The sequence below is a fragment of the Pseudomonas sp. NPDC096950 genome (genome assembly GCF_044762525.1).
Classification (GTDB): domain Bacteria; phylum Pseudomonadota; class Gammaproteobacteria; order Pseudomonadales; family Pseudomonadaceae; genus Aquipseudomonas.
The window spans coordinates 313,327-338,655 of the sequence record NZ_JBIWEL010000004.1 but is presented as its reverse complement, the minus strand read 5'-3'; the positions used below and the strand labels follow the sequence as shown (position 1 = coordinate 338,655).

Annotated in this window: 20 protein-coding genes and 2 pseudogenes; 2 read left to right on the top strand and 20 right to left on the bottom strand. The window is 61.5% G+C overall.

The annotated features are described in order from the left end of the window. Positions 1-61: 61 nt before the first annotated feature. From ACIQY3_RS10200 to ACIQY3_RS10115, 18 genes and pseudogenes are all read right to left on the bottom strand, one after another. The gene (locus ACIQY3_RS10200) at positions 62-850 is read right to left on the bottom strand and encodes an endonuclease/exonuclease/phosphatase family protein (RefSeq protein ID WP_403019031.1); all 789 of its coding nucleotides are present in this window, start codon (positions 848-850) and stop codon (positions 62-64) included. A gap of 367 nt (positions 851-1,217) precedes the next feature. Next, a complete protein-coding gene (locus ACIQY3_RS10195) occupies positions 1,218-1,976 on the bottom strand; it encodes a PIG-L deacetylase family protein (protein ID WP_403019030.1) in 759 nt (252 codons plus the stop codon). Positions 1,977-2,158: 182 nt separating this feature from the next. Then, a complete protein-coding gene (locus ACIQY3_RS10190) occupies positions 2,159-2,818 on the bottom strand; it encodes a glycosyltransferase (protein ID WP_403019029.1) in 660 nt (219 codons plus the stop codon). Then, positions 2,815-3,414 carry an SAM-dependent methyltransferase gene (locus ACIQY3_RS10185; protein WP_403019027.1) on the bottom strand — a complete coding sequence of 200 codons (600 nt, stop codon included), beginning with the start codon at positions 3,412-3,414 and terminating at the stop codon, positions 2,815-2,817. Before ACIQY3_RS10185 ends, ACIQY3_RS10190 begins: the two co-directional genes overlap by 4 nt. Continuing rightward, positions 3,411-4,169, bottom strand: a complete 759-nt coding sequence (locus ACIQY3_RS10180) for a PIG-L deacetylase family protein (protein WP_403019026.1) — start codon at positions 4,167-4,169, stop codon at positions 3,411-3,413. The genes ACIQY3_RS10185 and ACIQY3_RS10180 overlap by 4 nt, the downstream gene beginning before the upstream one ends. Next, positions 4,166-5,155, bottom strand: coding sequence for an acyl-CoA dehydrogenase (locus tag ACIQY3_RS10175; protein WP_403019024.1), 990 nt, complete (start codon positions 5,153-5,155; stop codon positions 4,166-4,168). Before ACIQY3_RS10175 ends, ACIQY3_RS10180 begins: the two co-directional genes overlap by 4 nt. A gap of 1 nt (position 5,156) precedes the next feature. Beyond that, entirely contained in the window at positions 5,157-7,316 is a 2,160-nt protein-coding gene (gene glgX / locus ACIQY3_RS10170) for a glycogen debranching protein GlgX (RefSeq protein ID WP_403019022.1), read from the bottom strand. 252 nt (positions 7,317-7,568) lie between these two features. Then, positions 7,569-7,910, bottom strand: coding sequence for a DUF2934 domain-containing protein (locus ACIQY3_RS10165; RefSeq protein WP_403019021.1), 342 nt, complete (start codon positions 7,908-7,910; stop codon positions 7,569-7,571). 21 nt (positions 7,911-7,931) lie between these two features. After that, positions 7,932-10,727, bottom strand: coding sequence for a malto-oligosyltrehalose synthase (locus ACIQY3_RS10160; RefSeq protein WP_403019019.1), 2,796 nt, complete (start codon positions 10,725-10,727; stop codon positions 7,932-7,934). Beyond that, a complete protein-coding gene (gene malQ / locus ACIQY3_RS10155; protein ID WP_403019018.1) occupies positions 10,724-12,802 on the bottom strand; it encodes a 4-alpha-glucanotransferase in 2,079 nt (692 codons plus the stop codon). The genes ACIQY3_RS10160 and malQ overlap by 4 nt, the downstream gene beginning before the upstream one ends. Then, on the bottom strand, positions 12,799-14,592 hold the full coding sequence (treZ, locus tag ACIQY3_RS10150; protein WP_403019017.1) for a malto-oligosyltrehalose trehalohydrolase: 1,794 nt from the start codon (positions 14,590-14,592) through the stop codon (positions 12,799-12,801). Before treZ ends, malQ begins: the two co-directional genes overlap by 4 nt. Positions 14,593-14,609: 17 nt before the next feature. Beyond that, positions 14,610-16,196 carry a glycogen synthase GlgA gene (gene glgA, locus ACIQY3_RS10145; protein WP_403019016.1) on the bottom strand — a complete coding sequence of 529 codons (1,587 nt, stop codon included), beginning with the start codon at positions 16,194-16,196 and terminating at the stop codon, positions 14,610-14,612. A gap of 595 nt (positions 16,197-16,791) precedes the next feature. Further along, entirely contained in the window at positions 16,792-17,745 is a 954-nt protein-coding gene (locus ACIQY3_RS10140; protein WP_403019015.1) for a D-2-hydroxyacid dehydrogenase family protein, read from the bottom strand. A gap of 10 nt (positions 17,746-17,755) precedes the next feature. Further along, on the bottom strand, positions 17,756-18,778 hold the full coding sequence (locus ACIQY3_RS10135; protein ID WP_403019014.1) for an alpha/beta fold hydrolase: 1,023 nt from the start codon (positions 18,776-18,778) through the stop codon (positions 17,756-17,758). 175 nt (positions 18,779-18,953) lie between these two features. Beyond that, on the bottom strand, positions 18,954-19,388 hold the full coding sequence (locus ACIQY3_RS10130) for a YqaA family protein (RefSeq protein WP_403019013.1): 435 nt from the start codon (positions 19,386-19,388) through the stop codon (positions 18,954-18,956). Further along, on the bottom strand, positions 19,388-19,834 hold the full coding sequence (locus ACIQY3_RS10125) for a DUF411 domain-containing protein (RefSeq protein ID WP_403019012.1): 447 nt from the start codon (positions 19,832-19,834) through the stop codon (positions 19,388-19,390). The genes ACIQY3_RS10130 and ACIQY3_RS10125 overlap by 1 nt, the downstream gene beginning before the upstream one ends. A 230-nt stretch (positions 19,835-20,064) precedes the next feature. Beyond that, positions 20,065-20,592, bottom strand: a pseudogene (locus ACIQY3_RS10120) (methyl-accepting chemotaxis protein); the annotation flags it as partial. 336 nt (positions 20,593-20,928) lie between these two features. Further along, a pseudogene (locus ACIQY3_RS10115) lies at positions 20,929-22,056 on the bottom strand (cache domain-containing protein); the annotation flags it as partial. 385 nt (positions 22,057-22,441) lie between these two features. On the opposite strand from ACIQY3_RS10115, the gene ACIQY3_RS10110 reads away from it, so the two are divergent. Next, positions 22,442-22,960: a hypothetical protein gene (locus ACIQY3_RS10110; protein WP_403019011.1), complete on the top strand. Its 519-nt coding sequence runs from the start codon at positions 22,442-22,444 to the stop codon at positions 22,958-22,960. Positions 22,961-23,005: 45 nt separating this feature from the next. On the opposite strand, the gene ACIQY3_RS10105 is transcribed toward ACIQY3_RS10110, so the two are convergent. Then, entirely contained in the window at positions 23,006-24,001 is a 996-nt protein-coding gene (locus ACIQY3_RS10105; RefSeq protein WP_403019010.1) for an aldo/keto reductase, read from the bottom strand. Between the two features lie 119 nt (positions 24,002-24,120). Here ACIQY3_RS10105 and ACIQY3_RS10100 point away from each other — a divergent pair, with 119 nt between their 5' ends. Next, the gene (locus ACIQY3_RS10100; RefSeq protein WP_403019008.1) at positions 24,121-25,047 is read left to right on the top strand and encodes a LysR family transcriptional regulator; all 927 of its coding nucleotides are present in this window, start codon (positions 24,121-24,123) and stop codon (positions 25,045-25,047) included. Positions 25,048-25,054: 7 nt separating this feature from the next. Here the strand turns inward: ACIQY3_RS10100 and ACIQY3_RS10095 are convergent, their stop codons facing one another. Then, positions 25,055-25,192 (bottom strand): hypothetical protein, encoded by a 138-nt coding sequence (locus ACIQY3_RS10095; protein WP_213938875.1) that lies wholly within the window; start codon positions 25,190-25,192, stop codon positions 25,055-25,057. Between the last annotated feature and the right edge of the window lie 137 nt (positions 25,193-25,329).

The following is a 25,329-nucleotide window of genomic DNA, read 5'->3' as shown; positions in this document are numbered from 1 at the left end:
GTAGACGCATTTTCTGCTGTCGGGTAGCGCCGCTGACGAATGGCGCTGTCACAAATGTGACTTACAGGTGTACTTCAACCGCCAGCGGCAGATGGTCCGACAGGTGCGTCCAGGGTCGGGTACCAAGAATTTTCGGGTGATGGCTGGTCGCGTTGCGCAGGTAGATACGGTCCAGGCGCAACAGCGGGAAGCGCGCCGGGTAGGTCTTGGCGGGGCGGCCATGATGGCGTTCGAAAGCTTCGTGCAGGTAGTCGCGCCGCGCGAGGGCGGCATTACCTTGCAACTGCCAGTCGTTGAAATCACCGGCGATGATCACCGGCGCATCGTCGGGCAGGGATTCGAGCAGTTGGCAGAGCAGCTGCAACTGCAACTGGCGATGGCTTTCGAGCAGGCTCAGGTGCACGCAGATCGCATGGACTTCGGCGTGGCCCGGCACGTCCAGCACACAGTGCAGTAAGCCGCGGCGCTCAGGGCCGGTGATCGAAACGTCGAGGTTGCGGAATTCGCGGATCGGGTACTTCGACAGCAGCGCATTGCCGTGGTGACCGTCGGGGTACACCGCGTTACGGCCATAGGCGAAATCACTCCACATGCTGTCGGCGAGGAACTCGTATTGCGACACCTGTGGCCATTCGTTGTAACGGGAAGAATGCCGCTCGTGTTCGCCGACCACTTCCTGCAGGAACACCAGGTCCGCCGAGGTACTGCGCACCGCCTCGCGCAACTCCGGCAGGATGAAACGCCGGTTGAGCGCGGTGAAGCCTTTATGGGTATTGACCGTCAGCACTCGCAGTCGATGAATCGCCGTAGGGGTGTTCAGTGGCACGGATTTAAGCGAATCGCTGGTCACGTTGGCTCCTCTAAATCAGGACTGCTCAAGTAATGCGACTGATGCGGCGGCGGGCAGTTCAGCCCGATTGCAGGGAGAACCGCGATAAAGCAGCCCCCGCAGACCAACTGTTGTGGGAGCGGGCTTGCTCGCGAAGAGGCCGGCACATTCACCATCACCGCTGACTGACACACCGCTTTCGCGAGCAAGCCCGCTCCCACATGGGATTAGCGTCGTACACAAAACCTGTGTCCACCGCAGATTAACTGTGGGAGCGGGCTTGCTCGCGAAGAGGCCGGCAAATTCGCTATTAACGGTGACTGACACACCGTCTTCGCGAGCAAGCCCGCTCCCACAGGGGGACATCGTTGTTTTGAGAATAGCGCTATCAGACAAACACAATTTCATACGGCAATCGAATCCGCTCCAGCAGCACCCTGGGCAGTAGCGGGGCGATGCCGATGGCGGGTTCGCCGTCGAGTTGGCTGGCATAGGCATGGGTGGCGTGGCTTTTGCGGGCGATGGTCCAGGTGTCGAGGCGCACCTTGCGCGCCCGGTGCCAGGGGATCATCCCTTGGTCCCGCGTCGGCCAGTGCCAGGCCCAGACCGGAATTTCGTGGTACGCCACACCGACAATCGCCGCTGCCCTGGCGGCGGCGCGGCCCACCGCATCATGGTCATCGATGCCATCTTCGCGCCAGGTGCAGAACACCACATCCCCCGGGCGCAGGTAGCGCGCGATGTAGTGGCTCAATTGTTGTTCGCGCTCGGCCAGGGCGTTGTCGGTGAAGCCGCCGCGAATCCATTTCAGGCTGTGCATCGGCAGGCCGAGACGGCGCATGGCTTCGACGCTTTCCTGGGGGCGGAACACGCTCAAGCGTTTCTCCGACCACTGCTGCGAGCCTGGATGGCTGGCGCTGCCGTCGGTGATCGAGATCAATTGCAAGGGATGGCCGAGGCCGGAGAGCAACTGCAGCAAGCCGCCGCACATCACCACTTCGTCGCCGGGATGGGGCGCGATCACCACGGCGCGTGCGCCTTCGGGGACCAGGGTCTGAGTGTTGATGACGGGGATGTTGTCGAGTTGTGGAGCGTTGTTCCAGATCTGTGACGGCAGGGTGCTTTCGTTGAGGTAAACCGGTTTCATGGGTTACGTCCTTGTTCTGTCTCGCCCTCAGTCATGCATCGCTTGATAGTTCAAGCCTGGCAGACCCGTGAAGGCTGGTTGATAGCAATGTGCCGCGCTCCGAACCCTGGATTGCAGCGAACAAGAGTATTGCTCATACAACCGTATCCGTCGCCTCGCTGTTGCATCTGATCCGGTTTTTTTTACTCGACTTGCACCATGTTCCGCAAAAAATCACCGAAGCCACCCCGTGCCCGACTGTCCAGGCGCGCGCTGGTCAGCACCTGCGGCTGATGGCTCCAGGCGATCGTCGCGCCGCAGAGTTCGAGCTGGCGCACCAGTTGCACATCTTCATCGCAGGCCAGGGGTTCGAACCCGCCGGCGCGCTGATACGCCTCGGCGCTGATGCCCAGGTTGGCGCCGTGGATATGCCGGTGACCGTCGCGAGCCTGGTAATGCTGGCGATAGCGAATCTGTGCCGACTCGTCGAAATCCGCGGTCCACTGATCCACCGTGACCGTGCCGCACACCGCGTCGGTGCCGAGGGCCAGTTGCGCCACCAGCCAGTCCTTCGACACCAGGCTGTCGGCATCCGAGCAGGAAATCCAGCGTGCGCCCTGTTCCAGCAGATAGCGCGCCCCGGCGGCCCGGGCCTCCCCGACATTCCGGGCTTCGATCGCCAGGCTGTGCACCGGGTATTGCGCGACGATCTGCGCCGAGCGGTCGGTGCAACTGTCGAGCACCACCAGCACCAGCACCGGCTCACCCTCAAGGCGCTCATGACAGCCGGCACGCAAGGCCGCGCGGATGCAGGGTTCGAGCAAGTCTTCTTCGTTGTGCGCCGGGATCAGGATTCCAATCATCGCAAGCCCTCCAGAGCCGCCACGGAGCGAGGTTCTCTGCTCCAGAGTTCCAACAGGAAATCCGCTTCCTGATGCAGGACCAGGCGCGGCAAGTGCAAATGTTCGTGCAGCAAGTCATGGACCTGGCGGGCGTTCAGCGGGCAACCGTCGATGGGCGGGCGCCAGTGGCAGGCGAGCAGTTGACCGTCAGCGGTCAGGGATTGTTCGGCCAGGACGATCAGGCGTTTCAGGTCGTCGGCGTCCAGGTAATAGCCGATCTCGCTGATGACAATCAGGTCGAATTTTTCTTCGGGCCACTCGGCGGGCAAACGGCTCTGGCGGACTTCAGCGTTATCGAACAGGCTCAGTCGTGTGCGGGCCAATGTGACGGCGGCGGCTGCAGTGTCGCAGCACAGCAAGCGGTCGCAGCGGCTGGCCAGCTCGGCGCTCAGCTCTCCGTTGGCGCAACCGGGTTCGAAGATCGACCGGTAATGCGGTCGGGGCAGGGCGGCGAGGGTGATCGCGCGTTTGCGTTGTTCGTACCAGCGTTGGCGAAACGCCCAGGGGTCATCGTTGCCCGAGAACAACCCGTCAAAATAGCGATCCTCGACACTCATACAAACACCACTTCGAAGGGTTGCAGCAGTCGGTCCAGCACATAAGGCGCGAGCACCGGCGGCAGGCCGATTTGCGGATCACCTTCCAACTGACTGGCGAAGGCATGGATGGCGTGGCGTTTGCGGGCGACCAGGCGCGGGTCGAGCAGAATCTTGCGGGCGCGGTGCCAGGGTACAAAGCAGTCTTCCGGGGTTGCCCAGTGCCAGGTCCACACCGGCAGTTCATGCAACGTCGCGCCGACCCGATTGGCCGCGTCGGCACTGGCCCGCCCCACGGCTTCGTGGTCGCAATGACCGTCCTCACGCCAGGTGGTAAAGACCACGTCGTCGGGTCGCAAGTGACGCTCGATGAACACGCTCAATTCCGCTTCCCGCGCCGCGACCTGACTGTCGGCAAAACCGCCGCGCAACCATTTCAGGCTGTGCAGCGGCAAGCCGAGCCGACGCAGGGCTTCGGCGGATTCCTGAGGCCGCACGGCGCTCAAGCGCTCCACGGGCCAACGCCGGGAACCGGGGTGACTGGCGCTGCCGTCGGTGACCGAAATCAGCTGCAATGACCGGCCCGCATCGGCGAGAAGTTGCAGAAAGCCGCCGCAGCCGAGTATTTCGTCATCCGGGTGCGGGGCGATGATCACGGCGCGCGAGCCTTCGGGCACCAGTTCAAGAATGTCGACCACCGGCAATTGCGCCAAATGTTGAGAGGTTTGCCAGAGGTGCAGCGGCGTGCCCTGGCCGACGATGGGATTGGCTTTCATAGCGACCATGCCCCGTTGACGACCCGTTCGCCGAGGGCGGCGAGGTCCCGTTCGGCGTGGCTTTGCCGCAGGAACACCGGCAAATCAGCGATCAATCGGGCGAACTGTCGATCCTTGCAATAAGGGCCGGCACCGAGGGCATGGCCGACGTGCTGGATCACTTGTTCGGCGCTGTGCTCGACCACTGCGCGGGCGCGTCGGGCGAGCAGTTCGGCGTCTTCCAGCGGTGTGGCGTCGATGGTCATGGCACTCACTCGCAACACTTCCGCCGCTGCGTGCAAGGCACTGTCCACCGCGCCGAGATGCGCCAGGGCATGGGGTTCCGGCCGTTGCGCGCAGTGACGGCGCAAGCGCTCGGCAATGCTCTGCGCCGCGCCGTACCAGCACGCGGCAATCCCGATCCCGCCTTGCCAGAAACCCGGGCGCTGCAAATAGTCGCCGGGATTGCCGATGGCTTGGGCTTCCGCGCCTTCGAACAACACTTCGACGCTGCCGGTGGCGCCCATGCCCACGGCATGCCAGCCGTCAGCGGTGATGTTCACCCCCGGTTGATCCAGCGCCACCGCCACCAATTGCTGGCGGTCCTGACCATCCCACGCGGTAAGCAACGCATGGCTGAGCACGGCTGCGCCGGAGCACCAGGCCTTGCGTCCATTGAGCAACACCATGTGCCCCGAAGGGCTGACCCGAACCTTGGCCTGCGGCGGTTCGGCGGCCCACATGCCCCAGGTGCTGGCGGGCGTTGGCGAGCCGCCGAGTTGCTGGATGATCGCCAGCGCGTCGGTGTGCCCTTCGTATAATTTGCACAACCCGAGGTCGTGACCACCGACCTCGGCCAGGCGCTGGAAACGTTCCAGCGTCTCGCCGCTGCCGGGCAGCGGAAGCCGGTCGAGACCAGCCTCCACCAGCGCCCGCAGGCATCGGCCTAACGCCTGAGTGTCGGCGTAGTCCGTGGGTTGCTGTTGCAGAAACGTCTGAAGGTCCATCTCACTCGTCTTCCTCATGCTGCAATTCGAACAGCAGCAGCGAGCGGCCGGTGACCGAATATTCGTGACCGAACTCGAAGCGTTCCTGGCCGCGAATCGACGGCTGGTTGGTGTCGATCATGCAAGTCCAGTGACCGCCGTCCGGCACTTCCGGCAAGGTGAAGTTGACGATGTCGTGGTGGGCGTTGACCACCAGCAGCAGCGTCGCATCGCCACCCTTGCGGCGGATACCGGTTTCCTGGGCGCGACCGTCGAGCAACATGCCCAGGCAACGACCGTGGGCTTCCTGCCATTGTTCGGTGCTCATCTCGCTGCCGTCCGGGGCCAGCCAGGTGACGTCCTTGACGCCGATGTCTTCGTTGTAATTGCCGACCAGGAAGCGACCGCGACGCAGGATCGGGTAGGCCAGACGCAACTTGATCAGGCGTTTGACGAACTTGAGCAGGGCCTTGCCGTCTTCGCTGAGGTCCCAATTGACCCAGCCGATGTCGCTGTCCTGGCAGTAGGCGTTGTTGTTGCCGTCCTGGGTGCGGGCGAACTCGTCACCGGCCACCAGCATCGGCGTCCCCTGGGATAGCAGCAATGTGGCGAAGAAGTTGCGCATCTGGCGCTGGCGCAGTTCGTTGATCTCGGGATCGTCGGTCGGGCCTTCGACACCATGGTTCCAGGACAGGTTGTTGTTGCTGCCGTCCTGATTGTTTTCGTCGTTGGCTTCGTTGTGCTTGTCGTTGTACGACACCAGGTCGTTGAGGGTGAAACCGTCGTGGGCGGTGATGAAGTTCACCGACGCATACGGCCGCCGTCCACGCTGGTTGAACATTTCGCCGGACGCGGTCATGCGGCTGGCAAAATCCGCCAGTTGGTTGTCATCGCCTTTCCAGAAGGCGCGCACGGTGTCGCGGAACTTGTCGTTCCACTCGACCCAGCCCGGCGGGAAGCCACCGACCTGATAACCACCGGGGCCGCAATCCCAAGGCTCGGCGATCATTTTCACCTGGCGCAACACCGGATCCTGGCGGCAAGCAACGAGGAAGCTGTGGCGCTCGTCGAAACCGTCGTGGTAGCGCCCGAGAATGGTCGCGAGGTCGAAGCGGAAACCGTCCACGTGCATTTCCGTGGCCCAGTAGCGCAAAGAGTCGGTGACCATTTGCAGTACGCACGGGTGACTCAAATCCAGGGTGTTGCCGGTGCCGGAATCGTTGATGTAGTAGCGTTTGTCATCGGGCATCAAGCGGTAGTACGAGGCGTTGTCGATACCGCGCATCGACAGGGTCGGGCCTTGTTCGTTGCCCTCGGCGGTGTGGTTGTAGACCACGTCGAGGATCACTTCCAGATTCGCTTCATGCAGGTGCGCAACCATCTCCTTGAACTCGGCGATCTTGCCGCTGGCCAGGTAGCGCGGGTCCGGGGCGAAGAACGCGATGCTGTTGTAGCCCCAGTAATTGGTCATGCCTTTGTGCAACAAGTGCTGGTCGTTGACGAACGCGTGGATCGGCAGCAATTCCACGGTCGAGACGCCGAGCTTGCGGATGTGTTCGAGTACGTCATCGACCATCAACCCGCCGAAGGTGCCACGCAGATTCTCGGGGACGGAAGGGTGACGCATGCTGATGCCGCGCACGTGAGTCTCATAAATGATCGTCTTGTCCCACGGCACGCTGACCCGATGGTCGTTGCCCCAGGTGTGCGCCGGGTCGATGACTTTGCATTTCGGCACGAACGGTGCGCTGTCGCGTTCATCGAAGCTGAGGTCGGCGTCGGGGTGGCCGATGGTGTAGCCGAACAGCGCTTCAGACCATTTCAACTCGCCAACCAATTGTTTGGCATACGGGTCGATCAGCAATTTGTTGTGGTTGAAACGATGGCCGTTGGCCGGGTCGTAGGCACCGTAGACGCGGTAACCGTAGATCAGCCCCGGATGGGCGTCGGGCAGGTAGCCGTGGTAGATCTCGTCGGTGTATTCCGGAAGCTCGATGCGTTCCAGTTCGACTTCGCCGGCGTCGTCGAAGATGCACAGTTCAACCTTGGTGGCGTTGGCGGAAAACAGTGCGAAGTTAACCCCCAAACCATCCCAGGTCGCGCCTAGCGGGAAGGGCAAGCCTTCACGGATTCGCGAGGCCTCGGCTTGAGGTTCTGGCGCGGCTTTCTTTGGATTGGTCATAGATGCTCCTGCAAAAAAGGGGTACGAGTACGGTGATGTCAGTCGGTCTGGTGCAGACCCTGTGGGAGCGAGCCTGCTCGCGAAAGCGGTATGTCAGCACCATCAATGCCGGCTGACAGGTCGCTTTCCCGAGCAGGCTCGCTCCCACAGGGATTGCAGTGTTTCGGTTCACGAAGCTCTTTATTCCGGGCGAATGCGCCCACAGTGGCGAGCGAACTCGCCACGAGATCAATCAGGACAAGGCGTGAAGCGTTAAACCGTTGGCGGTTTTTTCGCGGCGCGAGGTTTTTTCTCGGGGGCCTTTTCACCCGGCGGGGTGACTTTGGCGGCCGCAGCAGGTTTGGCCTTGGCTTTCGACGCCGCAGCCTTGCCATCGGCCTGACCATTGAGTTTGCTGTCAGCCTTGACGGCAGCCGGTTTGGCCGCAGCACCCTTGCTGCCGGCAGCTTTCGGCGATTTTTTCGGCGCCAGGGCTTCGGCTTCGGCCAGCTTGCGCGCCATCTCCCAGTGGCGTTCTTCCTGGCCTTCGGGTTTCCCTTCCGACTCCCAGATTTGATAGGCAAATTCGCGAACGCGTTTATCTTCGGTACTCATCGCAATGCTCCTGAACTGAACTCAAGTGTCGATAGTTTGGATAAAGAGATTGACCGGGAAGTCCCCCAGCGCGGCGCTGATTTCCAGCTCCATGTTTTTTGTGACTGCGGCGTTTGAAAAAAGTCCCTTCAGGTTTTCGTTCGGGGTGGTGAACGGTAATTTCACCCGCGTATCGCCCCATCGCGGCGCGTCGACTTGAGGCGTGGCACTGTTTTCCAGCAAACCTGCACAGCGTATCGGGACGATCACGATGGCGCGTTCTCCTTCCAGCGAGCGGGTAAACGCCAACACGCGATGAGCCTCACTGCCGACCACTTCAAGGGCCTCATAGGTCCCTTGGCGAAACAGCTCGGCGTGCTCGGCCCGACGGTTCAACGTGTGGGCGATCAGCCGTTGCTTGATGCGCCCGTCACGCCAGTTCTCCAGCAGCCCGGACAGGTCGAGTGGCGCCTGCAAAGCCTGTTGTCGAGCGGCGTAATCCACCGGCCGGCGGTTGTCCGGATCGACCAGGGTAAAGTCCCAGAAGTCGTTGCCCTGATACAGATCCGGCACCCCCGGCACCGTCATGCGCAGCAAGGTTTGCGCCAAGCCATTCAACGCGCCGGGCGCGGCAATCGACTGCGCTGCTTCGCCAAGGGCGGAACGCAAGGGCAGACCTTCGGGGTCCAGCAGCAAGCGATTGAGAAAGGCTTCAGTGGCCTGTTCGTAAGCGTCGTTCGGCGCGCTCCAGCTACTTTGCAACTTGGCTTCGCGCAGCGCTTTTTGCTGCCATTGCCACAGGCGTTTGGCGTAGTCCTCCAGCGCCGGTTGATCGTCGCTGCGCAGGTCCAGTGGCCAACTGCCGAGGATCGCTTGATAGAGAATCAGCTCATCACCCGCCGATGGCGAGAGGTCGTCAGTGCGCAGTTCCCGCGCCAGGTTTCGCCAGTGCTCGACCTGTTCGGCGTACCAGCCGCCGCGTTCGCTCAACACCGCGAGCCGCGCCCGAGTGTCTTCGCCGCGCTTGTGGTCGTGGGTCGCGGTGGCCAGCAGGTTGTTGGGGAACGCTTCCAGGCGTTGCAGGCAGGCGTCGTGGAAATCGCTGACCGGCGCGCTGAACTGTTCAGTGCTGAAGCCCACGTCATTGCGCGACAACAACACCGCCGAGCGATAGAACGCCGTGTCTTCAACAGCCTTGGCCGCCGCCGGTGACGTCAGTTGCTGAAAGCGTACGCAGGCATGCTTGAGGATCTTGCGCTGACGGCCCACCGGGCGTTTGCGCCAGGGTTCGCCACCGAGCCAGCCGGCCAGGCAATCGAGCACCGGCCAGTCGGCCTCGCCCAAGGTCTGCCGCGCACCCTCCATGGCCTGTTGGAAAAACACGTCGTCTTCCGCCGAGCGCCCACGGGGGCTGATGTAGGTGCGGTACACCGGGAAGTGCACGATCAATTCCTGCAACGCACGGCGGATCGCGCCGAGGGTCAGGTCGCGGGTCATCACGTCATCCCGGGCCACTTGCAGCAGGGCCTGGGCGACGCTTTCGAAATCCCCGGCCAGCGAACCGTTGAGGATCTGCTGGCGCGCCAGTTGCGCTTCCTGGATGAACTCGGCGGGGCGTTCGCTGTGACGATTCCACAGTTCACCGAGGGTTTCGGCGCCGGCGGGATCGTGTTGCAGCAACGACAACTGGTTCATGAATTCGTAACCGGTGGTGCCATCCACCGACCAGTCGCGGTGCAGGGTTTCACCTTCGCCGAGAATCTTCTCGACGTAGATCGGCAGGTGCCGCTGCGGTGACAGGCTATCGACCCGGCGCCGCAGTTTGCGGCAGTAACCCCGAGGGTCGGCGAGGCCGTCGATATGGTCGATGCGCAAGCCGTCCACCAGACCTTCGGAAATCAGTTCGAAGATCTTCGCGTGGGTTTCCTCGAACACCGCCGGGCGTTCAACCCTCAGACCGCCGAGTTCATTCACATCGAAGAAGCGCCGCCAGTTGATGTCGTCCGCCGCCGTGCGCCAACTGGCCAGCCGATAACTCTGGCGTTCCAGCAGGTTGTGCAGGTTTTGAAAGCCTGCTGTCGTCAGCGAGTCATAACTGCTGATTTGCTGTTGGATGGCGTGCAGAACGGCCGGGTCGCACGCCAGCTCACGCAATTCCTCTTGCAGGGGAATCGCCAGGCTGTGGGCGTCGGTCTGGTAGCTCAGGGCCGCAAAACGATCCGCGAGAAACTTCAGTTGCTCGGTTTGTTCGGCATTCAGTCGATCATCGGGCTTGAGCAGATCGCCGTAACCGGTCGGGCAGATTGGAAAGTGATGGTCGTAGTGCTGGACATAAAACCCACCGTGGGCGGCATCGAAGTGCAGGGGCAGGGTGCCGTCCTGCAACGCCACGCCGTAGTCACTGCCCAAAAACGGCAGCAGCAACTGGCCTTCCATCAACGGGTCGGGGGAATGCCACTGGATGTCGAAGAACTCGCCGTAAGGACTCAGGCGTCCCCATTCCAGCAAGTCCAGCCACCATGGGTTATCGCCGCCGCCAACCGCCATGTGGTTGGAGACGATGTCGAGGATCAGCCCCATTTTCTGCTGGCGCAACGCATCGACCAGACGGCGCAGTGCCGCTTCGCCGCCGAGTTCCGGGTTGACCGTGGTCGGGTCCACCACGTCGTAGCCGTGCATCGAACCGGCGCGGGCGCTGAGCAGCGGCGACGCATAGACATGGCTGATGCCCAGGCTGGCGAAGTACGGCACCAGCGGCACCGCGTCGTCGAGGGTAAAGCCTTTATGAAATTGCAGCCGCAGGGTTGCCCGCAGCGGTTGGATCAAGGCCTGGTTCATTGGTCACGCTCGGCCGCCTGGAGTCGCGCACAGGCGAGCAGTTCAAGACGTCGAGCGGCATCCAGGTCATCGAGCAAGGCTTCACTGTCACCGGGCAGGCGCCGGGACCAGTTGGGGTGGGTGTCGATGGTGCCGGGCAGGTTGGCTTGCTGTTCGATGCCCAGGGCATCTTCCATCGGCAGCAACACCAGCGGCGCACGGGTATGACCGAGGAAACGGATCGCGGCGTCGAGCACCTGATCGGATTCGTGGGACTCTTCGCGGAAGTTCTGCGGGTCCTCGCTCAACACCCGACGAAGGCCTTCGCGCTCACGTTCGCGGTGATGGCGCCAGTCGATCTCGCCATTCGCATCCACCAGCCCGAGCCGGGCATTCCAGTCGATATCGTGACCATGCCACCAGCCGTTGAGCGTGGGCAGGTCATGGGTGCTGGTGGTTGCCAGGGCGTTGTCCGGCCATTCAAGTGTCGACTTGAAGTGGCTGTTGTCCTGTTCGAACAGCAAAACGCGCATGCCGAGGATGGAACGGGCGATGAGTTTTTCCCGCAGGCCGTCGGCCACGGTGCCCAGGTCTTCGCCGAGGACGATGGCTTGATGTCGATGGGATTCGAGGGCCAGCAAACGCAGCATGTCGTCCACCGGGTAATACAGATAAGCGCCGTCGGCCGGCGGTGCATCGTTGGGGATCACCCACAAGCGTTGCAGGCCCATCACATGGTCGATGCGCAGGCCACCGGCGTGGGCGAAGTTGGCCCGCAGCATTTCAATGAATGCACGGAAACCGTTACGCACCAGACCTTCCGGGGAGAATGCGGAAATCCCCCAGCCCTGACCGGAACGGTTAAGGATGTCGGGTGGTGCACCGACGGTCAGGGACGCGAGCAATTCGTCCTGGCGACTCCAGGCCTGGCTGCCACCGCCATCGGCGCCGACGGCCAGGTCAGCCACCAGCCCAATGCCCATGCCAGCACCCAGCGCGGCGCTTTGCGCCCGGGCCAGGCAGCGGTCGATCAGCCATTGGCAGAAGGCGAAGAAGCCGATGCGTCCGGCGTTTTCTTCGGCGAAGTCGGCGAGGGCGGCGCTGCGCGGGTCTTGCCATTGTTCCGGCCAGTGACGCCAGTCCAGGTCTTCATCGCGAGCGGCGCGGGCTTCCTGGATGGCTTCGAAGCGACAGTGGTTTTCCAGGGCTTCGCCGCCGGCATGGCGGAAGCTGCTGAAGTCTTCATGCAAGGGATGTTCACCCTGGACGAAACCTTCGTAGAGCGCCTGCAACAGCCGATGTTTGGCTTCGGCCGCGACCGGCCAGTTGATCAGCGGCAGGGCTTCCAATTTTTGCAGTTGCTCGGCCAGCCCGGTGGCGTCAATCGCATCGCGCAAGGCGCGCTCGCCAAGGATCGCTCCCGGCGCGGCGTAGAGGCTGTTGAGGAACAAGCGGCTGGACGGCGAATACGGGCTGTAGCGGTGGGTGTCGCTGCTGAACATCGCGTGCATCGGGCTGATCGCCAGCGCCTCGGCACCGCGTTCACCGGCCACCCGCGCCAGGTCTTCCAGGGCTTGGGTATCGCCGAAGCCGCCGTCACCGGGGCGCCGCAGGGAATACAACTGCACGCTCAAACCCCAGGTGCGCGGGATCGGACTGTCCACGGCGTCGCCGACGCTGTAGCAGCGCTCGGGGGCCACGGCCAGCGTGAAGGATTGGCCGTCGATGCTGACGTGTTGATAGCCGACCGGAATGATGCCGGGCAGGATCGAGTGGGCATCGAGTTTCAGGTGCAGGCGTGAACCGTCTTCGAGGTGCACCTCGCACGGGGTTTCAGGCTCGAAGTAACGCGTCAGGTCGAGGCCCTTGCCCACGTCGGCGGTGATCAGCGGCGGCAGGTGGCGGGTCTGTTGCACTTGCTGCAATTGCAGCAGGCTGGCGTCGATTTCCTGAGTCGTGCTGGCCGGGTGGCCGAGCCCGATCAGCACCGCGCGCAGCACGGCCGGGGCGACTTTCTGTGGGCGTCCGTTGGCATCGATCCAGTCGACTGCCAGGCCAGCACGGCTGGCCAGTATTTCCAGTTGCGCATCGCTCATAGGCGCTCTCCATCAGGTAGCAAAGGGTTTGCAGCCGTGAGGCTGACGAGCACGCAAAACGGGGCGAGGCTGCTCTGGTTCAACAGGCCGGACGCGGGTGGGTGTTCGAACAACAACGAAGCATCGGCCTGTGGAGGGTGGACCACGGGCGTGTCGCTGAGGTTCAGGTCAATACGCAGCAGGTTGCCGTTGCCGAGCCGCCAGCGCGCGCTCACCGCGCCTTCGGCCAGCACTTCGGCACCCAGGGCCTGGGCGCCGGGCAGGTGCGGGATGATGTGCTCGTGACGCAGTTTCAGCAGTTGCCGATACAGGTCGTGAATCGCCTGCTGCGCCGGTTCGCCGGCAAGTTTGGGCTGCGACGCTTCGAAGGTTTGCGGCGCATTCGGGTCGGGAATCTTCTCGCGTTTGTGCGGATCCTTGAACGCGCTGAAGGCTTTGAATTCATTACGTCGGCCTTCGCGCACCAGCTCTGCCAGTTCGCCGTGGTGGCTGGTGAAAAACAGGAAAGGTTGCTCGGCGGCGAACTCGTCGCCCATGAACATCAGCGGAATCATCGGCGACAACAGCAACAGCGCAGTCGCCGCTTTCAACGCGTCCGTCGGGGCCAGTTGATGCAGGCGTTCGCCAAAGGCGCGATTGCCGATCTGGTCGTGGTTTTGCAGAAACAGCACAAACGAACTGGGCGGCAGGTGACCGCTGGGCTCGCCCCGTGACTCGCCGTGGCGATTGATATGGCCCTGAAACACAAAACCTTCGCTCAGGCAGCGCGCCAGTTGTTCGGTGGGGTTCTCGGCATAATCGGCGTAGTAAGCGTCGGTTTCGCCGGTCAGCAGCACGTGCAGGGCGTTATGCCCGTCGTCGTTCCACTGCGCATCGAAACCTTGCTCCAGCAGGCTGGCCTGGTTGTGCTCGTTTTCCACGTTCAGCCACACGTGACGGTCCGGCGCGGTCTGCCGGCGTACCCGTTGTGCCAGTTCCTGGAGGAAGTCCGGGTCTTCGATGGCGTGCACCGCGTCCAGGCGCAAACCGTCGAAGCGGTATTCCAGCAACCACATCAAGGCGTTTTCGATAAAGAAGTCCCGCACCTCGCGGCGGCGGAAGTCGATGGCCGCACCCCATGGGGTGTGTTTGTCTTCGCGAAAGAAGCCCTTGGCGTAGCGATGCAGGTAGTTGCCGTCGGGGCCGAAGTGGTTGTAGACCACGTCGAGAATCACCGCCAGGCCATGGCCGTGGGCGGTGTCGATCAGGTGTTTGAGTTGGTCGGGCGAGCCGTAGGAGGCTTGGGGCGCGTAGGGCAGGACCCCGTCGTAGCCCCAATTGCGTTCGCCGGGGAATTGCGCCAGGGGCATCAGTTCGATCGCGGTGATGCCCAATTCAACCAGACGCGCCAGGTGCTGCTCGACTTCACTGAAACCGCCGAGGGTGCCGACGTGCAATTCGTAAATCACCGCTTCATTCCACGGCCGCCCTTGCCAGGCGTTGTGTTGCCACTGATAGGCGAGGGGGTCGACCACCACGCTGTGGCGATCGAGGTCCCCGGCCTGGGCGCGGGAGGCCGGGTCTGGCACCTGCAGTTCGGCGTCGATGTTGTAGCGGTATCGCGTGCCGGCCGGGCAGCGGGTCTTGATCACAAACCAGCCGTCGGCCTGGGGCAGTAGCGGTATTGATTGTCCATCATCCAGTTCGAGACTGACGTTTAACGCATCTGGCGCCCACAAGGCAAAACGCGTGTGTTCAGCGTCCAGCATGATTGCGCCGTGGGGCCAGGTCTCAAGGGTCCGTAACGGCATTGTTGAAAGCCTCTGATTTATTTGTGGCCCGATTTGCCCAAGGCTTTGCCCACCAGTTTTTCGTAGAGTTCGGCGTAGGGTTCGACCGCCTTGCACCAGTTGAACGGTGCGGCCATCGCGCGGCAGCGCATTGCGTTAAGCAGATCGGGGAAAGCAAAAACCTTGAACGCGCGGCTCAAGGCTTCGCGGTAGCTTTCGACGGTGGATTCGTCGAACAGGAAACCCGTCACACCGTTTTCAATGGTGTCGGCCAGGCCCCCGGTATTGCGTGCCACCGGCAACGAGCCGAAGCGCTGGGCGTACATCTGGCTCAGGCCGCAGGGTTCGTAACGCGAAGGCATCAGCAGGAAATCACTGCCGGCGAACATGCGCCGGGCATCGGTTTCGTTGAAGCCGATGCGTACGCCCACCTGGCCCGGGAAACGCAGGGCCAGTTCGCGCATGGCTTGTTCTTCTTCCGGTTCGCCACGGCCGATGATTGCAATCTGGCCGCCGTGCTCAACGATGAATTCAGCCACGGCTTCGGTGAGGTCCAGGCCTTTCTGGTAGACCAGACGCGAGACCACGGCGAACAGCGGGCCTTCGGACTCTTCAAGGCAGAACAGTTCACGGACATGGGCGGCGTTGACCGCTTTACCGTCCCAGTCACCAATGGTGAATGGGCAGAACAGGTGCGGGTCGGTGGCCGCGTCCCAGCTCTCGTCGATGCCGTTGGGAATCCCGCTGAGCAGGCCTTGCTGGGTCTTGGCGGCGAGGAAGCCGTCGAGGCCGCAGCCGAAGTCCGGGGTGGTGATTTCCTGGGCGTAGGTGGCGCTGACTGTGGTGATGTGGCTCGAATAGGCCATGCCGGCCTTGAGGAACGACATCTTGCCGTAGAACTCCATGCCTTCCTGTTGCAGCGCGTGCATCGGAATGCCCAGCTCCGGGCAAGAGCCGAGACTGGTCACGCCTTGATAGGCGAGGTTATGGATGGTGAACAGAGTCGGGGTGCGCTGCCCACGCCAGTGCATGTAGGCAGGGGCCAGGCCCGCTGGCCAGTCATGGGCGTGCACCAGGTCCGGGCACCAGTGGATCTGTGCGAGGTTGGCGGCGATGTCGGCAGCGGCCAGGCCCAGGCGGGCGAAACGAATATGGTTGTCCGGCCAGTCGCGACCGTTGTTGGCGCCGTAGGGTGAACCTTCGCGCTCGTAGAGTTCGGGGCAGATCAACACGTAAATGACCAGGCCATCCGGCATGTCCATGCGCCCGATCTTGCAGGGCGGCAAGGCAGCATGACCGCCGAGTTCACCAATAATGTGGATCGGGTTTTCGCTGTGCAGCACTTGCGGATAACCGGGGATCAGCACACGCACGTCGTGCAGGTGGGCCATGGCCCGTGGCAGGGCTGCGGAGACGTCACCCAGACCGCCGGTCTTTACCAGGTCGGCGATTTCCGAAGTGACGAATAAAACCTTCTTCCGGTTGGGGTTCTGACTGGCGACCGGTGCCAGCGTCTTGGTGCCGGGGACGCTGATTGTCTTGCTGCTCGGGGCATTCACGGCGCTCGATTCGCCGACCTGCTGATGAGCACGTTCTCCCTGAATATCTAAAGCCGCACTGATCATATGAATCTCCCGTGTTGTTGATCTAATTCTAGGCCTGGCACAAACGGTGTTCGTGGCCAAATCCTGTGGCCGGGCGCAAACGCGCTACGCATCGGTGAGCAATGGCTGCCCAATACGCTAAAGCACAAAGGGTGACGCGGCTCATACAAGGGCTGTTGCAAGGATTGCACCAGTCGGAACGCACCTGTCTAAGAGAGGACTCTGCACAAGAGGTAAAAGTTTCGAGTTTTTTCCCGCTTTGTGACCGACCGGTTTCGACCCGCGAAAATCAGTCTAGGCCAGAAGTTAGAGCGGCACAGACCAAATGGCAAAATTGTTCGACAATCGGTTTAAAGAGGTACGGACGTGCAAATACGGGGGGCAAACGCACCGACGAAGGGCATGTTTTTTTGAAATGACGGGCCAAAATGTCACGGGGGAGTCACATGGATGTGCGAGGGGGAAAGGGGTTTTGCACTGTTGTGGTGCGCTATGTTTTGAAGAGGTTGTTGTTGCGGAGGGCCTCTTCGCGAGCAAGCCCGCTCCCACAATGGATTGTGAATACCACAGATCCAATGTGGGAGCGGGCTTGCTCGCGAAGAACGATAACGCGGTATTAGCTCAACAACCGAACCGGAGCCCTCGCTGCCCAAGCCTGGATGTCTTCGATCATCTGGGAAAAGAACTGCTGGTAATTCTGCCGGCTGACGTACCCGACATGCGGTGTCGCCAGCACATTGTCCAGGGTACGGAACGGATGAAGTTCGGGCAGCGGCTCTTCATCGAACACATCCAGCGCCACCCCTGCCAGACGATTTTTTTGCAACGCCTTGATCAGCGCTGCTTCATCGACAATCGGCCCGCGAGCGGTGTTGACCAGCAGGGCGGTGGGTTTCATCCAGTCCAGCGCCTGGGCGTCGACGATCCCGCGACTGCGGTCGCTGAGCACCAGGTGCACCGAGAGCACGTCGGCCTGTTCGAACAATTCCTGTTTGCTGACGTACGTCACGCCGACTGCAGCGGCGCGTTCGGCGGTGAGGTTTTCGCTCCAGGCGATTACGCGCATGCCGAACACCTGACCGAATTGCGCCACGCGCTGGCCGATGCTGCCCAGGCCGAGGATCGCCAGAGTCTTGCCATGCAGGTCGCCGCCCAGGCTTTGTTGCCATTGGCCGGCGCGCAACGCGTTGGCTTCGGCCACCAGGTTGCGGGTCGCGGCCATGATCAGTGCCCAGGTCAGTTCCGGCGCCGCGTGTTTGTAGCTGTCGGTGCCGCTGACTTGGATGCCCAGCGCTGCGGCGGCTTTCAAATCCAGGGCGGCGTTGCGCATGCCGCCGGTCACCAGCAGTTTCAGTTTCGGCAAGCGACGCAGCAGGTCTTCGTCGAACCGTGTGCGTTCGCGCATCACGCAGATCACCTCGAACCCGGCCAGGCGCTCGGCCAGCGTGTCGTTGTCCGCCGGGTAGTCATGCAGAAAACTCACCTCGCCGATGCTTTCCAGCACCGACCAATCCACCACACCGCTGGCCACGTCCTGCCAGTCATCGATCACCGCAATCTGCACTGCCATCAGCCTTACCTCATCCGCGAACAGGGTTGTATTGAGTCAGCCAGCCAAGCAAGGCCTGGTGGAATTTTGCCGGTTCTTCCATCTGTGGCGCATGGCCCAGGCCTGGAAATTCGATCAGCGTCGATTGTGGAACGAGCTGGGCAACCTGCTTGCCGAGCACTTCGTAATGACCAATCTTCGCCTTGACCGCCGGTGGCGCGATGTCCTTGCCGATGGCCGTGGTGTCGGAGGTGCCGATCAGCAACAGCGTCGGCACTTTCAAGTCCTTGAACTCGTAGTACACCGGTTGGGTGAAGATCATGTCGTAGATCAACGCCGAGTTCCATGCCACCTGAGTCTTGCCCGGACCTTTGCTGAGCCCCGCGAGCATGTCGACCCAACGGTCGAACTCAGGCTTCCAGTGCCCGGCGTAATAGGTGCTGCGTTCGTATTCGCGGATGCCGTCGGCGCTGACTTTCAGCTCTCGTTCATACCATTGATCGACGGTGCGGTACGGCACGCCGAGAGCTTTCCAGTCTTCCAGGCCGATGGGATTGACCAGCGCCAGTTGCTCGACTTGTTCCGGGTATTGCAACGCATAACGGGTGGCGAGCATGCCGCCGGTGGAGTGCCCGAGCAACGTGGCTTTCTGGATGCCCAGGGCCTTGAGCAACTGCTGGGTATTGGTCGCCAGTTGCTGGAAGCTGTACTGATAGTTGTCCGGTTTGCTGGAAGTACAGAAGCCGATCTGGTCCGGGGCGATCACCCGGTAACCGGCCTCACTCAGGGCCTTGATCGAACTGTCCCAGGTGGCGCCGCAGAAATTCTTGCCATGCATCAGCACCACGCTGCGCCCGTTGGCCTTGCCATGGGCGGCGACGTCCATGTAACCCATTTGCAGGGATTTACCCTGGGACTGGAAGGCAAAATGCTTGACCGTGTAGGGATAGTCGAAACCCTGGAGCTCCGGGCCGTACTCCGGACCTTCGGCGTGAGCCAGCAGGGGCAGGGCGGCGGTCAACAGCAGGCTGGGCAGCCAGCGGGTAGGGGACATAGGTGGACTCCATGGGAAATTCGTCGATGCTGGATGGGCATGATTAGGGCGAGATTAAATACAACCAATGCAATCCATGTGGGAGCGGGCTTGCTCGCGAAGGCGGTGTGTCAGTCAATATAAATGCTGAATGACACTCCGCTTTCGCGAGCAAGCCCGCTCCCACAGGTTTCACTCAACTTATCCAGCCGAGTGTTATGAGGGCCAACACCGCATAACGCGCGCCTTTGGCCAGGCTGACAATCAACAGAAATCGCCCCAGCGGTTCGCGCATGACCCCGGCCACCAGGGTCAGCGGATCACCGATCACCGGCACCCAACTGAGCAGCAACGACCAGTGACCATAGCGCTGATAATGTTTTCGCGCCGTTTCCAGATGCCGGGGCTTGACCGGAAACCAGCGCCGCTCACGAAAGCGTTCGATGCCGCGTCCCAGCCACCAGTTCACCAGCGAGCCAAGGACATTGCCCACAGTCGCGACCGCCAGCAGCGACCACAGCCAATCACGATTGCTGAGCAACAGCCCGACCAGCACCGCTTCGGACTGCAACGGCAATAACGTCGCGGCACCGAACGCCGCCAGAAACAGCCCGATCAATGCGCCGGACATCAATGGGCGGGATAGTCCGCCACCACCGTGTCAGTCCCGTCCTTTTTCAGGCCGATCACTTGATAGGCATCGCTCATGCCATCCATTTCCATGCCCGGCGAACCCATCGGCATGCCTGGCGCGGCCACCCCCAGCAGATCGTCACGTTTGCTCAGCGCCAGCACTTGCTCGGCCGGCACATGGCCTTCGACGAACTTGCCGTTGATCAGTGCTGTATGGCAGGACGCCAGGCGTGGCGGCACGCCGTGCTGTTGCTTGAACTGGCTCATGTCGGCTTCGACGTGGTCCTCGACCTTGAAGCCGTTGGCTTCCAGGTGGCTGATCCATTTTTTGCAGCAGCCGCAGTTGGCGTCACGGTGGACTTCGATGGGGATCGGGGCGGCAGCCTGGGCCAGGGAGGAGAGGAACAGGGCGCTCAGGGCGACCAGACGCAGGTGGGTTCGCATGGCAGGATCTCGACTCGGGTGGCGGTCAAAAAAAGAGGCATTTTGACGACTTTAGCCGACCGCGCGGGGCGAGAGTGTTTCCAGGTAATACGAGAACGACACGAAACCTATGTGGGAGCGGGCTTGCTCACGAATGAGGGAGTGCCAGTCGCCATTAATGTCGACTGATACACCGCATTCGCGAGCAAGCCCGCTCCCACAGGGGATCTCTCACAAGGCGAGGGTTTGGATCAGCGAACCTTGAACCGCCCCATGATCGCGCTCACCCGGCTATTCGCTTCCAGCAGTTGCTGGGTATTGAGTTCGCTGGCATGACCGCTTTTCACCAGCTCATCCACCATATGGCGGATCTGCACCATGCTGCGGTTGATCTCTTCGGTCACTGCGCTTTGCTGTTCGGCAGCAGTGGCAATCTGCGTGCTGAGGCTGTTGATGTGGCTGACGGAGCCGGCCATTTCATCCAGGCCGGAGTTGACCCGCGCGGTCGCATCAGCGGCGGACTGGCAACTGGCCTGGGTGTTTTCCATCGCAGCCACCGAGGAACTCACGCCCTGGGTCAGGCGCTTGAGCATTTCGTTGATTTCCGAGGTGCTGGCCTGGGTCCGGGCGGCGAGGGCGCGGACTTCATCAGCCACCACCGCAAAGCCACGACCCTGTTCACCGGCACGCGCCGCTTCAATCGCTGCGTTGAGCGCCAACAGGTTGGTTTGCCCGGCAATCGCACCGATCACGCCGAGAATCTCGGTAATCCGCTGCGCGTCCTGCTGCATGTTTTCGACTTTATGGGTGGCGCTGGCCACTTCTTCGATCAACGCCACCACACTGCTGGAGGCTTCACCGACCACTACTTGCGAGCGATCCGCGTGTTCGCTGGCACGCTGGGTGAACGACGCGGTTTCGGCGGCGTTCTGCGCCACGCTGTCGGCGGTGGAGCTCATTTCGGTGATGGCAGTGACGGTCTGATCGGTTTCCGAAGCGTGACGCACCAGGATTTGACTGGTGTGCGCCGAGGTCCGTTGCAGGTTGTCGAGGCTCGACGCCATGGCGCCGGTGGCTTGGGTCACTTCGCCGATCATGTTCTGCAAATAGATAATGAAGGCGTTGACCGAGTGGCCGATGGCCCCCAGTTCGTCCTCGGCGCGAATGGTGATGCGCTTGGTCAGGTCAGCGTCGCCAGCCGATAGCGCGTCGATGTTGCCCTTGAGGATTTTCATGCGGTGGATCAGTTGGCGGATCGCGTAGATCTGCAGCAGCACCAACAGGATCACCATCGGAATCTGCAACAGGCTCAAGGTGTTCAATACATCGTCACGCTGGGCGGTGATCAGTTTGGTCGGCAGGGCGGTGGCGAGGTACCACGGCGTGCCTTCGATCGGGCGCATGAAGAAGGTGCTGGCTTCGCCGTTGTTGTCGAATTCGACGCGCTGGGCCTTGTCGCGGTTTTGCAGGCCGGCCTTGACCTGGCTGGCGAATGGCGAGTTACCGGCCAGTTCGCTGATGTTCTTCAGCACCACCGGACCGCTGATGCGCGAACTGTTGCTGATGATTTTGCCGTCGGACTCGACGATCAGCATTTCGGCGCCGAGGTCTTTTTCCTTGCGCGCGATCAGGTCGTTGAAGAAGCCCAGGGTCACGTCGATGGTCGACACGCCGTAAGCCGCGCCATTTTTCTGGATGGCCATGGCGCAGTTGGTGCGCGGCTCGGCACTCGCGTCATCTTTATAGGCCGCAGCCCAAGCGCACTGGCCGCGTGGGGTGGCCATGCCGCCCTTGTACCAGGTCTGGTCGTAATAGTTGGGCGCCGCGTCGCTGTTCCAGAAGGTATTCACCGCCAGTTTGCCGGAGCTGTCGCGGTGCCAGAAGGTACTGAACTTGTTGCGGCCCGCTTCACGCTGGCCGGGCAATGGCCAGATCCCGCCACCGAACACCTTCAGCTCACCGTACTGGTCCACCAAACCGGGCAGCACCGTATCGATGGCGGCGCTGTCGAGCAGGGGAATCGTCTGGGTGATGCTGCGTTGCTGAGCTTGCACCTTGTTCAGTTCGCCCTGGATTTGCTCGGCGACTTCAGCGATGCGGTTGAGGGCCACCTGTTCTTCGGTGTGGCGCAGTTTCGGCGCGACCAACTGGCTGATGCCCACCACCGTGAGCACCGAAAGCAGCAGGATGAACAGGACCAGAAACAGCGTGTAGCGAGCCTGAATGGTACGGAATGCGGGCATGGGACCGGTCCTTGTGCTGCGTTTTTATTGTTGGTGTCTGGAAGTGGGGCTATCCAAGGCTTATCGGCCCGCTCGCGACGAGCTTTAGTACGGACGTACAAGAAAGAGGCCTGGGGGACAGACGGTCACACGAGCGTAAGTATCGCAACCGGTACAAACACACTGACTTTGTGAAAAGTGACAATCAGTGCAGCGCTTATACCAAGATTAAAAATTTCATATAGGCCAATGAAACCGGGCACTTGGCGATTTGTATCGAAAATGTACGAAATTTGTAAAAAGGCGAAATATTAGTAGGTGGAGCGTCGTTTCGCGCCGATACTTCCCCGCAATCATCTCGCTCAAAACAAGGATTTTTTATGTTCCAGTCGACAGGCGTGCGGTCATGACTATTGGTGTGGTCGGCAGCTGGACTGCTAAATCGGGCTTGCTGGTTCGCCAGGGTTCGCCCAATGCCAAGCCGGTTTCCCAGAGCGCCAAGGTGCGGGAAATCCTGACCATGGTCGGCACCAACCCGACGATCCTTGATCGGACTAAAATGGATAGCCTGCAGCTGTTCAAGCAGATCAAGGGCTTTGATCCGACGAACATCTCGGCCAAGCAACTGGGCAACATGAGCACCTTTCTCAAGCAGAACGGCATCATCGGCGATGTGACCGCGCTGACCTTGCTCAACGCTGGCGACAAGTTCGACAAGTTCGGCATCCCGAACGACCCCGAGGCCAAGTTCAATGCGCTGGATTACTTTGCCACGCAGCTGGACTCCATCCAGAACAACAACCTCAAGGGCAACAAGTACGCCAACTACCTGGTGCCCGAGTTCAAGAAAGCCATTTACGTGCTGCAGAACTTGAAGACCTACGGCGAAGGCAACGGCACCACGGTCAAGAAAAAGGACAAATGATGTTCTGCCCCGCTCACTACGCTGAGCGGGGCAGAGTTCGATGGATCAGCGGTCGAGCAGTTGCATCACCGCTTCCGGGTAACGCAGACCGGCGGTGGCGTCCGCCGGGAAGATCGCTTCCAGCGCCTGCAACTCGCCGGCGCTCAGCTTCACCTCCAGTGCAGCGACATTTTCCTCCAGGTATTTACGTTGCTTGGTCCCGGGAATCGGGATCAGGTAGTCGCCTTGCGCCAGCACCCAGGCCAGCGCCAGTTGCCCGGCGGTCACGCCCTTGTCGGCGGCCAGCGCCTGTACTTGCTGGACCAGCAGCAGGTTTTTCGCGAAATTCTCCCCTTGAAAACGCGGGCTGAAGCGGCGGTAATCGTCCGCGGCAAAGTCGTCCGGGTTTTTCAGTGCGCCGGTCAGAAAGCCACGGCCCAACGGGCTGTAAGGCACAAACGCGATACCCAGGCGCTGGCACGCCGCCAGGCAACCGTTGTCTTCCTGATCACGGCTCCACAGTGAGTATTCACTTTGCAGCGCGCTGATCGGATGCACCTTGTTCGCCCGTTCCAGCGTCGCCGCCGAAGCTTCGCTCAACCCCAGGTAACGCACCTTGCCGGCCTTCACCAGTTCGGCCATGGCGCCGACGGTTTCTTCGATGGCGACTTGCGGGTCGATCCGGTGCTGGTAGTACAAGTCCAGGGTGTCCACGCCGAGGCGCTTGAGGGTGCCGTCGATGGCCTCGCGGATGTATTCCGGACGGCCATTGACGCCCCGCGCGGTCGGGTTGGCCGGGTCGCGCACGATCCCGAATTTGCTGGCCAGGAACACCTGGTCACGCTTGCCGGCAATGGCTTTGCCGATCAGCTCTTCGTTGGTGTGCGGTCCGTACATGTCGGCGGTGTCGAGCAGGTTGATGCCCAGCTCCAGCGCGCGGTGCAGGGTGGCGGTGGCTTCGCGGGTATCGGTGCCGGTGGTGTAGAAATCGGTCATGCCCATGCAGCCCAAACCGATGGCGCTCACTGGTGGTCCGTTCTTGCCCAGTTGACGTGTTTGCATGAGTTCAGCTCCTTGAAAATGTGAGCCGCCATTGTTCTCCTCGACAGAAACAAGATAAACCGGCTAAAAATGCTATCAGTATTCGTAATATCTAAATAATCAGCAGGTATGGCAGAACCATGGACCGTCTCAACGCCATGCGCGTGTTTACCCGGATCGTCGAACTCGGCGGCTTTGCCAAGGCGGCGGACAGCCTGCAAATGCCCCGTGCCTCGGTGACCATTCTGATCAAGCAGCTGGAGGCGCACCTGGGTGTGCAACTGTTGCAGCGCACCACCCGGCACATCAGCCTGACCCTCGACGGTGCGGCCTATTACCCCCGATGCGTGCAATTGCTCGCGGACCTTGAGGAAACCGAAGCGGTGTTTTCTGCCGCCCGACACAATCCCAAGGGTTTGCTGCGGGTGGACATGCCGGCGGGAATCGGACGCTTGATCGTTATTCCGGCATTGCCGCAATTCACCGCCCACTACCCGCAGATCGAACTGGAAATCAGCTTGAACGACCGCACCGTGGACCTGATTCGCGAAGGCGTGGATTGCGTGTTGCGCGGTGGCTCGCCGCTGGATGATTCACTGGTGGCGCGACCGCTGGTGATGCTTGATCAGGTGACCTGCGCCAGCCCCGAGTACTTGCAGCGTCACGGCGTGCCCGAGCGTCCATCGGAGCTGCAGGGCCATCAGATGGTGGAGTATTTCTCCGCGACCACCGGCACGCGTTTCGGGCTTGAGTTTGTGGTGGAGGGGCAGGTGCAGGCGGTCAATCTGCCCAAGCAGGTGTCGGTCAACAGCGCCGACGGCTACATGGCTGCGTGCGAGGCCGGCTATGGTTTGGTCCAAGCACCGTATTATCACGTTGCGCGGCAACTGAGCGAAGGGCGTTTGTGCGAGGTGCTCACGAATGCGCCGCCACCGGGTATGCCGTTGACGGCGCTATACCCGCCACACCGCCAGTTATCCCGGCGGGTGAGGGTGTTTGTCGATTGGCTCGTGGAGTTATGTGCGAAGCCGGGGAATGACTTCTACCGGAAAAATGCAGGTGACTGATCGGGTACTACCGATGCTGGTAATAACCCGGTCCGCCACGATCGTAATGGTGGTCACCGTGCCAGCCGCCGTGGGGGAAAATGATACAGCCGCTCAGGGAAAGCAGAGCGATCAGGGGAATCAGCAGTGTGATTCGACGGAGCATTTCAAAATCCTCATGGTTAGCGCCGCAATGAAGCCAAATCTCTTCATCGGCTGTAACATGAGACTGCGTTTGCTGGCGTTTATCCCCGTCCGAAGGTAGGGGCTTGGCATGCAAACGGATACAAACCGGATACATTT